This window comes from Brachybacterium sp. FME24 (genome assembly GCF_014897705.1).
In the GTDB taxonomy this organism is placed as follows: domain Bacteria; phylum Actinomycetota; class Actinomycetes; order Actinomycetales; family Dermabacteraceae; genus Brachybacterium.
Genome location: NZ_JABUXV010000026.1, coordinates 21,067 through 33,978, shown reverse-complemented (window position 1 = coordinate 33,978; position 12,912 = coordinate 21,067). Strand labels below are relative to the sequence as shown.

The window sequence follows — 12,912 nt, the reverse complement described above, 5'->3', positions numbered from 1 at the left end:
ATCAGCCCTTCACGGCGCCGGCGGTGGAGCCGCCGACGATGTAGCGCTGGAGGAACTGGTACAGGATGATCACCGGGATCATGATCATCACGGACCCGGCGGCGAAGACGCCCAGGTTGTTCGACCGGTCGCCCTGGAGCAGCCCGTACAGGCCCACCGCGAGCGTCTTCTTGTCGTCGGCGGTCAGGAAGATCGAGCCGAGCAGGAACTCGCTGAGCACGCCGACCAGGGCGAGCAGCACCGTGGTGGCGAGGATCGGGGTGAGCGTGGGCAGCAGGATCTTCGTGAAGACCTGCCAGTGGCTGCAGCCGTCGATGATCGCCGCCTCGTCGAGCTCCTTGGGCACCGTGTCGAAGAATCCCTTGATCAGCCAGACCTGTCCCAGCGAGCCGCCGAGGAGCACCACGATGTAGCCCGGCAGAGAGTTCAGGCCCAGCACGGGGATGACCTGCCCGAGGTCGGAGATCATGGTGTACACGGCGATCATCGCGAGGATGGCCGGGAACATCATCACCAGCAGCAGGGACAGCAGCCCGATCCGACGGCCGGCGAAGCGGAAGCGGCTGAACACATAGGCCGCGAGCGTGGACAGGAACACCTGGGTCACGGCGACGACGCCGCAGACGATGAGGGTGTTGAGGTACCACTGCAGGAACGGTCCGCGGGATCCGCTGATCAGCGCCTCGTAGTGGACCAGGCTGAACGCCTTGGGCAGCAGCCCCGAGGAGGACACGGTCCCCAGCGGGTTCAGCGAGGCGGAGACCACGAACAGGATCGGGAAGACGGCGAAGGCCATGGCTGCGAGGCCGACCAGATGGCGCCAGCCGATCTCGGCCATCCAGCGGCGCGGGGACATCCGGCGCGGGATGGCGACCGGGGCGAGGGGCGCGGTGGGGATACGGGGCGTGGTGGAGGTGCTCATCGCAGGTCTCCTCTCAGTTGACGTCTTCGAGGACGTTGGTGAACCGGAACTGGATCGCCGCGAGCACGCCGGTGAGCGCGAACAGGGCGACGGAGACCGCCGAGGCGAAGCCGAAGTCGGCCCCGGATCCGCCGAAGGCGATGCGGTAGATCATCGAGATCAGGATGTCGGTCCCGCCGCGGGTGTATTCGCCCGGGAGGAACGGACCGCCCTCGGTGAGCAGCTGGATGGCGTTGAAGTTGTTGAAGTTGAAGGCGAAGGACGCCACCAGCAGCGGGGCCACCGCCACCATGAGCAGCGGGGTCACCACCTTGAGCGTGGTCTGCAGCCGGCTGGCACCGTCCATCCGGGCGGCCTCCGTGACGTCGTTCGGGATCGCCTGCAGGGCGCCGGTGGAGACGATGAACATATAGGGGAAGCCCATCCACAGGTTCGTCAGCAGCACGGCGGCCTTGGCGAGCGTGGGGTCGCCCATCCAGTCCAGGTTCAGGCCCAGCGTCTCGTTGATCAGGCCGAAGTCACGGTTGTAGAAGTTCGACCACACCAGCAGGGAGATGAAGCCGGGGACCGCGTAGGGCATCAGAAGCACGGAGCGGTAGAGGCGGCGGCCGCGCATCCGCTCGTCGTTGAGCACCAGGGCGAGGGCGAAGCCCACCACGAAGGTCAGCAGCACCGAGCCGAGGGCGAAGACCAGGGTCCACACGAAGGCCGCGCCGAACTGCTTCGCGATGCCCGCGTCGGTGAACAGGCGCTCGTAGTTGCTCGCCCCGACGCTCTGCAGCCAGGACTGGCTGAAGGCGCGCTTGCCGTCCGCGTCCACGAAGTACTCGGTGTCCCCGACCTTCCCGACGGTGAACTCGTCGCCGGTCAGGGAGTCGGTGAGCGTGTCGGTGGCGTCGTCATAGCTGAGCATCGTGGTGCCCTCGAAGGCCTGGTTCGCGCCCTGGACCCGCACCGCGGAGGTGTCCGAGATCGGGACGGCGAAAGCCTGCAGCGCATCATAGGCGGCGTTCACCTCGCGGGCGTCGAGGATCGTGTAGCCCTCGGCCTCGGTGACGAAGCCGGAGGTCACCGTGACCTCATCGGCGGAGATCTCCTGCACCGGCGCCGTCTCGTCGCCCCGATAGACCGTGCCGGTCTCGGGGTCCACGAGGAAGAGGGTGAAGGGACCCTCGACCGGGTCTCCCTGAGTGGCGACGGCCAGGTTGTACCAGGTGGAGTCCTCGGTCTGCTGCACGGAGTTCGCGACGATCGAGTCGACCGCCTGCTCCTTCGTGCCGCGCGTGCCGTCACCGAAGTTCGTGAAGGAGTACCCGATCGTGAGGATGATCGGGGTGATCAGGAAGACCACGAGGAAGAAGGTGCCCGGGAAGAGGTACTTGCCGGGCACGAAGCGCTTCGTCGAGTACAGGACGAAGATCGCGACCGTGGCCAGGACCATGACGGTCAGCCACATCCACTGCTTCAGCTCGATCATGAGCGGCACGGTGAAGGCGGCCACGGCGAGCACGGCACCGAGGAACAGCACACGCACCACGATCGCGGGGATCGTGGTGGTGCGCTCTCGGTGCGCAGGCGCGTGGGTGGAGGACATGGCGACGCTGCCTTTCGGGGATCAGGGCGGGGGAGAGGGCCGGGCACGAGGCCGCGGCGGGCCCGGCTGCGCCGGGCAGGGACGTGCACGGACGTGCAGATGCGCTGGGAGGGGCAGCGCGCGGGCGGGGTGCGGCGCGTGCGCGCCGACCCCGCCCGAGGGTGTCGGGATCAGCCGCTGATCTGGCCGGTGATCTCCTCGCCTGCGGAGACCATCGTGGACTCCGGATCCGCGCCGCCGACGATGTTCGCCTGCGCCTGGCCCAGCGGCTGCCAGATGGCGGCCATCTCCGGGATGGCGGGCATCGGGTCGCCGTCGGCGGCGAGCTCCGCGATCTTCACGATCTCGGGAAAGTCCTCGGCGAGCTTCTTCTGCAGCTCGAGGCTCACCGGCGGCAGCTCGTTCTTGGGGAACATCTGCTCGACGATGTCCGGGGAGGAGGCCACAGCGGTGGCGAACTGCTGCGCGAACGCCGGGTTCTTGCCGCCGGCGGCGACGTAGAAGGCGTTGACACCGGCGAAGGGGACCGCCGGATCCAGGCCCTCGAAGCCGGGGACGGCACTCATCGCATAGTCGATCTCCGCGGTGCGGATGTCCTCGAGCGCCCAGGGCCCGGAGACCAGGTAGGCCGCCTTGCCGTCGGTGAACAGGGAGATCGCGTTGTCGCCGGTGATGGATGTGGACAGCACGCCGCTCTCACCGAGCTCCTTGAGCTTCTCGCCGGCGGTGATCGAGCCCTCCTGGCCCACGCCCACGTCGGAGGGATCGAGGTTGCCTTCGGAGTCCTTGCCGAAGAGGTAACCGCCCGCGGAGGTGTAGAAGGCCTCCATGTGGTAGGCGTCGCCCTGCTCGCCGACGGGGAGCGCGAGCACGTTGTCGGCGCCACCGGCCGTGGCCGCCTCGACCATCTCCTCGACGGTCTTCGGCTCGGGAGCATCGGTGAGCGCCTTGTTGGCGAACAGCACCAGGGTCTCCACCGCGTAGGGAACGCCGTAGGTCTGGCCGTCGTAGGTCACGGCCTCGATCCCGATGGGAGCGATGTCCTCGGTCGCGTTGCCCGGCAGCTGCACGGGGGAGATGGAGCCGTTCTGCACCAGGTTCCCGATCCAGTCGTGGGCCGCGAGGATCATGTCGGGGCCGTTGCCCGCCTGGTTCGCGGTGACGAAGTTGCCCTGCAGATCGTCGGCGACGATCTGCACCGCGACGGTGAGGCCGTTGGCCTCGCCCCACGCGGCGGCGGGCTCCTCCAGGGAGACGGCCTTCTCCTCGTCGGTCCAGATCACGAGGTCGGCGTCGGCTCGAGCGGGGGCCGCGCCTTCCTCGGCGCCACCGGCATCCGAGGCGCCGCCGGCGTCGCTGGCACCGCCTCCGCCGGTCTCGTCCCCGCCGCCGCAGGCGGCGAGCAGGGCGGTGCCGGCGGCGACGCCGCTGAGGGCGAGGAAACTCTGTCGACGGATCTGCACGTCTTCTCCTTTGAATCGTGGAGCGACCGGCGTTCGATGGCGGTGCTCGATGGGGCAACAGTAGAGCAGGAAGCCCCTCCTGTGCAAGAATGCGCAAGAACTTGCAGGTATCGATTCGGCCACGGCCGGCGGCGCCGCCCTCGCCCACCCTCTGGAAGGATGTGTGGCATGACACGACTCATCGACATCGCCCGGAGCGCCGGGGTCAGCGAGGCGACGGTCTCCCGCGTGCTCAACGGCAAAGCAGGGGTCAACGGGGCCACGCGCAGCACGGTCCTGGAGGCGGCGCGACAGCTGGGCCGCGACCTGGGTCCACGTGCGCTCTCCTCGGGCCCACTGGTCGGTGTGCTCGTGCCGGACCTCGACAACCAGGTGTTCGCCGCCTGGGCGGAGCGGCTCGAGGCCGAGCTGTTCGAGCGTGGGGCGTCCACTCTGGTGGGTCTGCGAGCCCGCACCGTGGAACGCGAGCGAGAGATCTTGCAGAGGCTCTTGCACAGCGATGTCGACGCGATCATCGTCGTCTCCGGGCATCATGCGCAGCAGCGCGGCCCGATCGAGCACTACCGCGAGATCACGGCGGCCGGTACTCCGCTCGTGCTCATCAACGGGGTGCGGGACGATCTCGATGCCGCGTTCCTCTCGACGGACGACGAGCATGCGATGCGGCTGACCCTCACCCATCTGCAGGACCTCGGGCATCGTCGGATCGGACTCGCCGTGGGCGATGAGCACACCTGGCCGGTGCGGTCCAAGCTCGGAGTCTTCGAGGAGGTCGCTGCCTCGTCGCTCGAGGGGGAGTGGCCGGTCTCCTTCACCGACTTCTCCTACGCCGGCGGGTATGAGGCCGCGCGCGACCTCATCGCCCACGACGTCACCGCCATCGTCTGCGGATCCGACGTGATGGCCGCCGGGGCGCTCGAGGGTGTGCGCTCACAGGGTCTGTCCGTGCCGGAGGACATCTCCGTGGTCGGCTACGACGACGTGTTCTGGGCCGGGCTCACGGATCCGCCCCTGACCACGGTCCGCCAGGCGGTGAACTCCATCGCCCGCGCCGCCGTGCGCGCTGCGCTCGGCGGCGGCGAAGAGTCCCGTCGACCCGCACGGACCGAGGTCGTCGTGCGGCCCCAGCTGATCGTGCGCGGGTCCACCGCGGCCGCGCCGGAGGGCTCTGCGGGGTGAGGGCGCACAGGCCGCTAGCATGGTGGGGTGAACGATGAGACCCTCGCCCCCAGCAGCTATGACACCTCCCAGCGACGCAGCGACGCGCTCTGGTCCAGGATCGAGAAGGATCCTTCGGGTCTGCGCATGCTCACCGGCGACCGTCCCACCGGGGCCCTGCATATCGGCCATTACTTCGGCTCCCTGCGCAACCGGGTGCGGCTGCAGGACCTCGGAGTCGAGTCCTGGGTGCTGGTCGCCGACTACCAGGTGATCACCGATCGCGACGTCGTGGGTGACATCAAGGGGTCCGTGCGCGAGCTGCTGACCGATTACCTCGCCATCGGCCTGGACCCGGAGCGCTCGACGTTCTTCGCGCACTCCGCCGTCCCGGCCCTGAACCAGCTGATGCTGCCGTTCCTGTCGCTGGTCACCCAGCCGGAGCTCGAGCGCAACCCGACCGTGAAGGCGGAGCTCGCCGCGGCCGGCAAGTCCGCCATGGGCGGCCTGCTGCTGACCTATCCCGTCCACCAGGCCGCGGACATCCTGTTCTGCGGCGGCAACGTGGTGCCCGTGGGTCGTGACCAGCTGCCTCACATCGAGCAGACCCGCGTCATCGCCCGTCGTTTCAACGAACGCTATGCCGGCGGTGAGCAGGTCTTCACGGAGCCCGACGCCCTGCTCTCCGAGGCGCCCACGATCCTGGGCCTGGACGGCGAGCACAAGATGAGCAAGTCCCGCGGGAACACCGTGATGCTGCGGATGGACGAGGCCGAGACCGTCAAGAAGATCAAGAAGGCCAAGACGGACTCCGAGCGCGTGATCACCTACGATCCCGAGAACCGCCCGGAGGTCGCGAACCTGCTGACCATCGCCTCGCAGTGCGTGGGGCGCACGCCGGAGGAGCTCGCCGAGGAGATCGGCGACAAGGGGTCCGGCACCCTCAAGATCATGACCGCCGACGTGCTCAACGAGCACCTCGCGCCGATCCGTGCCCGCCGCCGTGAGCTCGAGCAGGATCCCGAGCACCTCTTCTCCGTGCTCCGCGCCGGCAACGAGCGGGCCAACGAGGTCGCCGAGAAGACCCTCGCCCGCGTGCGTGAGGTCATGGGGATGGTGTACTGAGCGCCTGAGCGCCTGAGCGCCTGAGCGCCTGAGCGCCTGAGCGCCTGAGCGCCTGAGCGCCTGAGCGCCTGAGCGCCTGAGCGCCTGATCGGGACCGGCCGGAGCAGCTCAGGACCGGCCGGAACAGCTCAGAACCGGCTCGAGCTGCCCGCTCCGGAGAAGCCGCCCGAGCTCGCCGAGTAGCCCGAGGTGCTGCCGCCCGAGCTCGACGGATTCCGGTGGGCCTCCAGGTCGCTGTCGGCCTCGGCGTGCCAGGTGGAGTACCACAGCAGCGGGCTGAGGTGCCAGAAGCCGCCCGAGCCGCTCGAGCCGCTCGAGCCGCCCGAGCCGCCGGAGGCCGCCGCGTTCAGCGCATGGCGACGTCCCCGCACGGAGCGGTAGCCCTGCTCCTCGTGCTCCAGGTCGGCGTCCCAGGAGGCGTCCCGCATCACCTCGGCCTCCTCGTCGTCGGCGGCGAGATGCGAGATCCGCAGTCGTTGCAGTGCGGCGACCGCCGCGGACAGCTCCGTGGTGAGGGTGTCCAGACGACGCAGGGCGCTGTCGGGGTCGATCTGATCCGCCTCGAGCTGCGAGGTCAGCGTCTGCATCTCCTGGGCGACGTCTCCGCCCATCTCGCGCAGGTCGGCCGCGGCGGCGGCCTCCTCGGGGGAGACGTCCTCCCCGTCCTCCAGCGCGGAGTCGATCGAGTCGATCGAGTCCTGCAGCGGGGCCAGCTCACGCTCCCAGGCCGCACGCCAGTCGCCGAGGCGGTGGAGCAGATCGTTCGTGCCGATGATGTCGTCGTCGATGTCGTCGAGATAGACCACGACGTTCTCGAAGTCCCGGGACAGCGTGCGCTCGGGACCCTTAAGGCCCCACGCCCAGCTGCGTTCCTGCGGCGTCGGGAGCTGCGTGCGCAGCTGCGTCGCCTCGTCGATCTTCGTGCTGTACGTCTCATGGTCGGCGAGCGCCGCCTGCGCGTAGACGGACTCGGCGGGGAGCGAGCGCGCCGCCGCATCGGTCAGCCGACGTCTGGCCAGGACGTCCTCGAGGCGGGGGAGGGACTCGTCGACGCGACGGCGCGCCGCGCGGCGCAGGCCGATGAACGACAGGGCGGTGACGGCGGCGCCGCCGAGGGCGACGAGACCGACCACGAGCGTCGCGGGGTGCTGCCACCAGGGGCGATCCAGCAGGTCGGCGTACTTGTCGACCCCTGCCTGGAGCGAGCCCTCCCAGTCGCCGTCGGCCGCGTCATCACGCATCGCGTCCTGCACGGCCTCGAAGCCGTCGTCATCGAGCTTCACGTCCTCCCCGGCGTAGGTGCCCACGAAACGGTTCTCGGGATCCAGGGCGATGATCACCGTGCCGTCGGCCCAGTGGTCGCCGTCCGGCGCGAGCAGCTCGGGGGCCGCGTCCCGCGCGTGGGCGAGCACGGCATCGTTCAGCGCTGTGTCCTGGGACTCCTCGAAGCCGTAGTCCGTCACGTCGAGGACCAGCACCGCGAGATCCACCTCGCGGCGGAAGTCGACCTCCGCGAGCCGGCCCTCGAGGATCTCGGGATCGACGGTGCCCGTGGTGTCGGTGTCCGTGACGGAGACGGAGCGCGGGGTCTCGGCGATCGCTGGGGCGGGAAGCAGCACGAGCAGTGACAGCAGCGCGACGAGGGCGAAGGCTGCGAGCGCGGTCAGCGGCGATGTCGAACGGTCCGGCGTGGCGGCGGCGGGGACGGCGGTCGAGAAAGGCATGGGGCGAGACTAGAGGGGGCGAGCTCGCGAGCTCGTCGACCTTGGTCGATGCGCGCGTGTCGGAACGGTGGGACCTTGGGAGAGCGCGAGTCGGCACCGTGTCGAGGCGAGCCGAGGGGATCCGTAGGGAGCAGCGCAGCGGTCCGTGGGTCCGGGAGGTCCCGGAGGATCCCGCAGGATGTCCGCAGATGTCGGGCGTCCCAGCATCGCGATGCTCTGCCCAGTTATGCTCTGTCCAAGCGCACCTTTGGGTTATGTCGCGCGTGACCCGTCCACCGAGGAGGAACACATGGCTGTCTACGAGAACATCTCCGAACTGATCGGCGGCACGCCGCTGGTGAAGCTCAACCACCTGGGCGACGACGTGAAGGCCACCGTGCTGGCCAAGCTCGAGTTCTACAACCCCGCCAACTCGGTCAAGGACCGCATCGGCGCGGCCATGATCGATGCCGCGGAGAAGTCCGGCGAGCTCCAGGCCGGCGGCACCATCGTCGAGGCGACGAGCGGCAACACCGGCATCGCGCTCGCGATGGTGGGCAGCTCCCGCGGATACAAGGTCATCCTCACGATGCCCGAGTCGATGTCCAAGGAGCGGCGAATGCTGCTGCGCGCCTTCGGCGCCGAGCTGGTGCTCACCGAGGCGGCCAAGGGCATGAAGGGTGCCGTGGAGAAGGCCGAGGAGATCGCCGCCGAGAACGGCGCGGTCCAGGTCAAGCAGTTCGACAACCCCGCGAACCTCGAGGTGCACCGTCGCACCACCGCCGAGGAGATCTGGAAGGACACCGAGGGCTCGGTCGACGCGCTGGTCTCCGGCATCGGCACCGGTGGCACGATCTCCGGTGTGGGACAGGTCCTCAAGGAGCGCAAGGGTGAGGTGAAGGTCTTCGCCGTCGAGCCGCAGGAGTCCGCGATCCTCAACGGCGGTGCTCCCGGCCCCCACAAGATCCAGGGCCTCGGCGCGAACTTCGTGCCCAGCGTGCTGGACCGCGAGGTCTACGACGAGGTCGTCGACATCGACGCCGAGACCTCGATGGAGCGTGCTCGCAACGTGGCTCGCACCGAGGGTCTCCTGGTCGGCATCTCCTCCGGCGCCGCGATCGAGGCCGCCGCGCGCATCGGTGCCCGCGAGGAGTTCGCCGGGAAGACGATCGTGGTGATCGTGCCGGACTTCGGCGAGCGCTACCTCTCCACCCCGCTGTTCGCCGAGTACGCGGATTGAGCACCTCGGAATCTCGCAGCGCGCGTCCGGAGCAGGGCTCGTCGCGGGGCCTCCGGCCCCTGGCACGAGGCCTGACGGACCGCGTGATGGGCGCCGTCGCGACCGTCCGGGAGGACGTCGCGGCGGCGCGCCGTCGTGACCCCGCGGCGACCGACGACCTCTCGGTGGTGCTCACTTCCCCGGGGCTGCATGCGATCTGGACCTATCGCGTGGCGAACCGGCTGTGGGAACGGGGAGCGCGGCTGCCCGCCCGCATCATCGCGCAGGGTGCCCGCTCGGTCACCGGGGTCGAGATCCATCCGGGGGCGACCATCGGCCGCCGCTTCTTCATCGACCACGGCATGGGCGTCGTCATCGGCGAGACCTCCGAGGTCGGCGACGACGTGATGCTCTACCACGGGGTCACGCTCGGAGGGCGCTCCATGGAGCGGACCAAACGTCACCCCACGGTCGAGGACGGCGTGACGATCGGCGCCGGGGCCCGCGTGATCGGCCCCGTCGTGATCGGACAGGGCGCCCAGATCGGCGCCAACGCCGTGGTGGTGCGGGACGTCCCCGACGGGGCCACCGCCGTCGGCGTCCCGGCGAAGGTGCGCGCCGGCGCCGCCCACCCCGAGCACCAGGTGGATCCCGCGATCTGGATCTGACCCGGCTGCTGGATCAGAACGGGTCGAGGAAGGAGCTCCGCCCGACCTGGTTCAGCGTGCGCTCCCAGTCCGGGAGCACCTCGTGGGCGTCCTCGGCGATGATGTGGTCGAAGATCGCCCGCAGGGCCGGATCCGGCGGCGGGTCGATGTCGATCAGCACGGTCGTGGCCCCGTGGGCCTTCGCCGTCGGAGCGAGCTGGGCGGCGGGGAAGACCACGCCGCTGGTCCCGACGGCCACGAACAGATCGGCTCGCCGCGCCAGCCGCACCGCGAGCTCGAGCGCGTCCGCCGGCAGGTTCTCGTCGAACAGCACCACATCGGGGCGCGTGGGCTCCCCGCAGTCCGGGCAGGCCGCCGGGACCCCGTGATCCTCCGCGCGGCTCCCGGCGCCGGGCACGACGGTGGCCCGCCATCGGCACTCCGGGCCCAGGCATACGGCCTGCAGGGCGCTCCCGTGCAGCTCGGCGACGACCTCGCTGCCGGCGGCCTGGTGGAGCCCGTCGATGTTCTGGGTGATCACCGGGGCACCGAGGCGCGCGATCGCCCGGTGTCCCGGGGTCGGGCCGTGGTCCAGGGCGATCCGCGCCATGCGCCCCCAGACGGACCACAGCATCGGCAACGAGCCGGGCAGCAGCTCGGCATGCATCGCCTGCTCCGTCTCCGGCTCCATCGCCCAGAGCCCGTCCGGGCCGCGGAAGGTGCCGAGGCCGGTGCGGGCGCTGAGTCCGGAGCCGGTGAGGAACACGATCTCCCCGTGCTCCTCACCGGGGCAGACGCGGGCGTGGCCGCCCGCCGTCACCACTCCTCGTGCTCCCGCGAGTCCCAGGCGGCCTCCTCGCCGAGGTCCAGCGTCGCGAGCAGCTCCCGGTCGGCGTCGTCGAGCGCGACGTGGTCCAGGGAGGCGTTGTCGAGCTGGCGCTGCGGATCGCCGGACTTCGGGATCACGACGATGCCCTGATCGATGGTCCAGCGCAGGGTCACCTGGCTGGTGGTGGCACCGTGCTTGTCGGCCACCTTGCGCAGCGCGTACTGGGTGCTCAGCCCGTCGCGGCCGCCGAGCGGTCCCCACGCCTCGGTGACGATCCCGTGCTCGCGGTGGAAGGCGATCGCCTCGTGCCGCTGCAGGGCGGGGGAGAGCTGGATCTGGTTGACCTCGGGCCACACCCCGGTGGCGTCGACGAGCTCCTGGATCTGCTCGGGACGGAAGTTCGAGACGCCGATGTGCAGCGCCTTCCCCTGCTCCTTGAGGTCGATCAGCGTGCGCCAGGTGTCCAGCGCGAGGCCGCGGGAGGGGTTGGGCCAGTGGATCAGCACGAGCGCGGCACGCTCGAGGCCGAGCCGGCGCAGGGACTCCAGGTAGCCGGTGCGGGCCGCTTCGCGTCCCTGGTCGTCGCCGGCGATCTTCGTGGTCACCAGGACCTCGTCGACGTCGACGCCGCTGCGGCGCACCGCCTCGCCCACGGCGGTCTCGTTGCCGTACTGGGCGGCGGTGTCCAGCAAACGGTAGCCGGCTCGGATCGCGGTCGCGATCGCCTCGGCGCCGTCGGGACCCTTCAGACCACCGGTGCCGAAACCGATCAGCGGGAAGGCCGTGCCGTCGGCGAGCGACGTGCTGGGAAGGGAGAGCGTGGTCATGGAGACCTCCTGCAGGAACGGAAGCGGACACCACCAGCGTAGTCACCGCCGGCCCGGAGCGGGCGAAGGAGCCTGCCCGGAGCGCGCGCAGGGGCGGGCCGGAGCGGGCCGGAACTGGCTGAAAGGTCTGTTAGCGTGCATCCACCTGACGTCTCGACGAGGAGAGTCCGCATGACCGATACGCCGCCCCGGTATCACGGGGTGCACGATGAGATCTCTCCGCTGCGGAGGGTGATCGTGCACCGACCGGGACCCGAGCTGGAACGGCTCACCCCGGACAGCCGGGAGGATCTCCTCTTCGACGAGGTGCTCTGGCGTGACCGGGCAGAGGCGCAGCACTCCGAGTTCACCGCCCTGCTCACCGGCGAGGGTGTCGAGGTGCTCGAGCTGACCCAGCTGGTGACCGACCTGCTGGAGGACGCCGACGTCCGCTCCCGGCTGCTGGACCGCGCGCTGGACCCCGCGGCGCTGGGCGACATCGCCGCGCAGGACCTCCGCGAGGCGATCGCCGACCTCCCGGCGGCCCAGCTGGTCGACATCATGATCGCCGGGATCACCGTCTCCGAGCTCCGTCGGCTCGGGGTCGCGCCCCGGTCGATCTCCCTGCAGCACGTGCCGGGGGAGCACCTCGTGCTCGACCCCCTGCCCAACCATCTCTTCACCCGCGACTCCTCCGCCTGGATCGGCGACGTCGTCTCGGTGAGCCCCATGCGGCGATCGGCCCGACGACGAGAGAGCCTGCACCTCGAGGCGATCTACCGGTATCACCCCGCGTTCGCCGGGGCCTCCGCGCCGCGTCGGATCCTGGGGCCGGGCGCGGGCGGTGCGGCCACCGTCGAGGGCGGGGACGTGATGCTGCTGTCGCCGCGCGTGCTCGCCGTGGGGCTGTCCGAGCGCACCACCGCGGTGGGCGTCGAGCGCCTGGCAGCGGATCTCCTCGAGGACGGCACGGTGGACACGGTGATCGCCATCGCTCTCCCGCATCAGCGCTCGATGATGCATCTGGACACAGTGACCACGGTCGTCGACCAGGAGTCGATGCTGAGATACGGGCCCCTGGGGTCGCTCGAGACCTTCGAGATCCAGCGGCGCGGCGGCCGTCTGGTGTCGCGGGCGCGCGCGGCCGGTGAGATGGACGAGGTGCTCGCGCGCGGGCTCGGCGTCGAGTCGTTGCGCGTGCTGAGCGCACCCCTGGATGCCTATGCGGCGGCGCGCGAGCAGTGGGACGACGGCTGCAACGTGCTGGCGATCGCACCGGGGAAGGTCGTCGCCTACGAGCGGGCCGCGGCGACCAACGAGTACCTGCGGGCCCAGGGGATCGAGGTGCTCGAGTTCACCGGGGACGAGCTGGGCCGCGGCCGTGGCGGGCCGCGATGCATGAGCTGTCCGGTCGCCCGCGGCTGATCGGGCTGCGGACCGGCCCGC

General features: G+C 70.2%; 11 protein-coding genes. 5 read left to right on the top strand and 6 right to left on the bottom strand.

Annotation, left to right across the window (positions count from 1 at the left end):
• Nucleotide 1: 1 nt before the first annotated feature.
• The 3 genes from INT51_RS20390 to INT51_RS20380 form a co-directional block, all read right to left on the bottom strand.
• Entirely contained in the window at nt 2–922 is a 921-nt protein-coding gene (locus INT51_RS20390; RefSeq protein ID WP_193107250.1) for a sugar ABC transporter permease, read from the bottom strand.
• 13 nt (nt 923–935) lie between these two features.
• Nucleotides 936–2,516 (bottom strand): ABC transporter permease subunit, encoded by a 1,581-nt coding sequence (locus INT51_RS20385; RefSeq protein WP_193107249.1) that lies wholly within the window; start codon nt 2,514–2,516, stop codon nt 936–938.
• Between the two features lie 170 nt (nt 2,517–2,686).
• Nucleotides 2,687–3,979, bottom strand: a complete 1,293-nt coding sequence (locus INT51_RS20380) for an extracellular solute-binding protein (protein WP_193107248.1) — start codon at nt 3,977–3,979, stop codon at nt 2,687–2,689.
• A gap of 168 nt (nt 3,980–4,147) precedes the next feature.
• Here INT51_RS20380 and INT51_RS20375 point away from each other — a divergent pair, with 168 nt between their 5' ends.
• Entirely contained in the window at nt 4,148–5,158 is a 1,011-nt protein-coding gene (locus tag INT51_RS20375; RefSeq protein WP_193107247.1) for a LacI family DNA-binding transcriptional regulator, read from the top strand.
• A 27-nt stretch (nt 5,159–5,185) separates the two neighbouring features.
• Nucleotides 5,186–6,262: a tryptophan--tRNA ligase gene (trpS, locus tag INT51_RS20370; RefSeq protein ID WP_193107246.1), complete on the top strand. Its 1,077-nt coding sequence runs from the start codon at nt 5,186–5,188 to the stop codon at nt 6,260–6,262.
• A gap of 128 nt (nt 6,263–6,390) precedes the next feature.
• On the opposite strand, the gene INT51_RS20365 is transcribed toward trpS, so the two are convergent.
• Nucleotides 6,391–7,986: a DUF5129 domain-containing protein gene (locus INT51_RS20365; protein WP_193107245.1), complete on the bottom strand. Its 1,596-nt coding sequence runs from the start codon at nt 7,984–7,986 to the stop codon at nt 6,391–6,393.
• 289 nt (nt 7,987–8,275) lie between these two features.
• Between INT51_RS20365 and cysK the strand changes: the two genes are divergently transcribed.
• Both cysK and epsC read left to right on the top strand, forming a co-directional pair.
• Nucleotides 8,276–9,205 (top strand): cysteine synthase A, encoded by a 930-nt coding sequence (cysK, locus tag INT51_RS20360; protein ID WP_193107244.1) that lies wholly within the window; start codon nt 8,276–8,278, stop codon nt 9,203–9,205.
• Between the two features lie 86 nt (nt 9,206–9,291).
• Complete coding sequence (gene epsC, locus INT51_RS20355) at nt 9,292–9,852, top strand: serine O-acetyltransferase EpsC (protein WP_193107243.1); 561 nt, start codon at nt 9,292–9,294, stop codon at nt 9,850–9,852.
• Nucleotides 9,853–9,865: 13 nt separating this feature from the next.
• Here the strand turns inward: epsC and INT51_RS20350 are convergent, their stop codons facing one another.
• Nucleotides 9,866–10,651, bottom strand: a complete 786-nt coding sequence (locus tag INT51_RS20350; RefSeq protein ID WP_193107242.1) for a Sir2 family NAD-dependent protein deacetylase — start codon at nt 10,649–10,651, stop codon at nt 9,866–9,868.
• Nucleotides 10,648–11,487, bottom strand: a complete 840-nt coding sequence (locus INT51_RS20345; protein WP_193107241.1) for an aldo/keto reductase — start codon at nt 11,485–11,487, stop codon at nt 10,648–10,650. Before INT51_RS20345 ends, INT51_RS20350 begins: the two co-directional genes overlap by 4 nt.
• 171 nt (nt 11,488–11,658) lie before the next feature.
• Between INT51_RS20345 and INT51_RS20340 the strand changes: the two genes are divergently transcribed.
• A complete protein-coding gene (locus tag INT51_RS20340; RefSeq protein ID WP_193107240.1) occupies nt 11,659–12,891 on the top strand; it encodes an arginine deiminase in 1,233 nt (410 codons plus the stop codon).
• Nucleotides 12,892–12,912: the final 21 nt, after the last annotated feature.

Bases quoted from the DNA above. Each gene is read 5' to 3' on its own strand.
- INT51_RS20385 (WP_193107249.1), bottom strand. From the start codon at position 2,516: ATGTCCTCCACCCACGCGCCTGCGCACCGAGAGCGCACCACCACGATC.
- cysK (WP_193107244.1), top strand. From the start codon at position 8,276: ATGGCTGTCTACGAGAACATCTCCGAACTGATCGGCGGCACGCCGCTG.
- epsC (WP_193107243.1), top strand. From the start codon at position 9,292: ATGGGCGCCGTCGCGACCGTCCGGGAGGACGTCGCGGCGGCGCGCCGT.
- INT51_RS20390 (WP_193107250.1), bottom strand. From the start codon at position 922: ATGAGCACCTCCACCACGCCCCGTATCCCCACCGCGCCCCTCGCCCCG.
- INT51_RS20375 (WP_193107247.1), top strand. From the start codon at position 4,148: ATGACACGACTCATCGACATCGCCCGGAGCGCCGGGGTCAGCGAGGCG.
- INT51_RS20365 (WP_193107245.1), bottom strand. From the start codon at position 7,986: ATGCCTTTCTCGACCGCCGTCCCCGCCGCCGCCACGCCGGACCGTTCG.
- INT51_RS20345 (WP_193107241.1), bottom strand. From the start codon at position 11,487: ATGACCACGCTCTCCCTTCCCAGCACGTCGCTCGCCGACGGCACGGCC.
- INT51_RS20340 (WP_193107240.1), top strand. From the start codon at position 11,659: ATGACCGATACGCCGCCCCGGTATCACGGGGTGCACGATGAGATCTCT.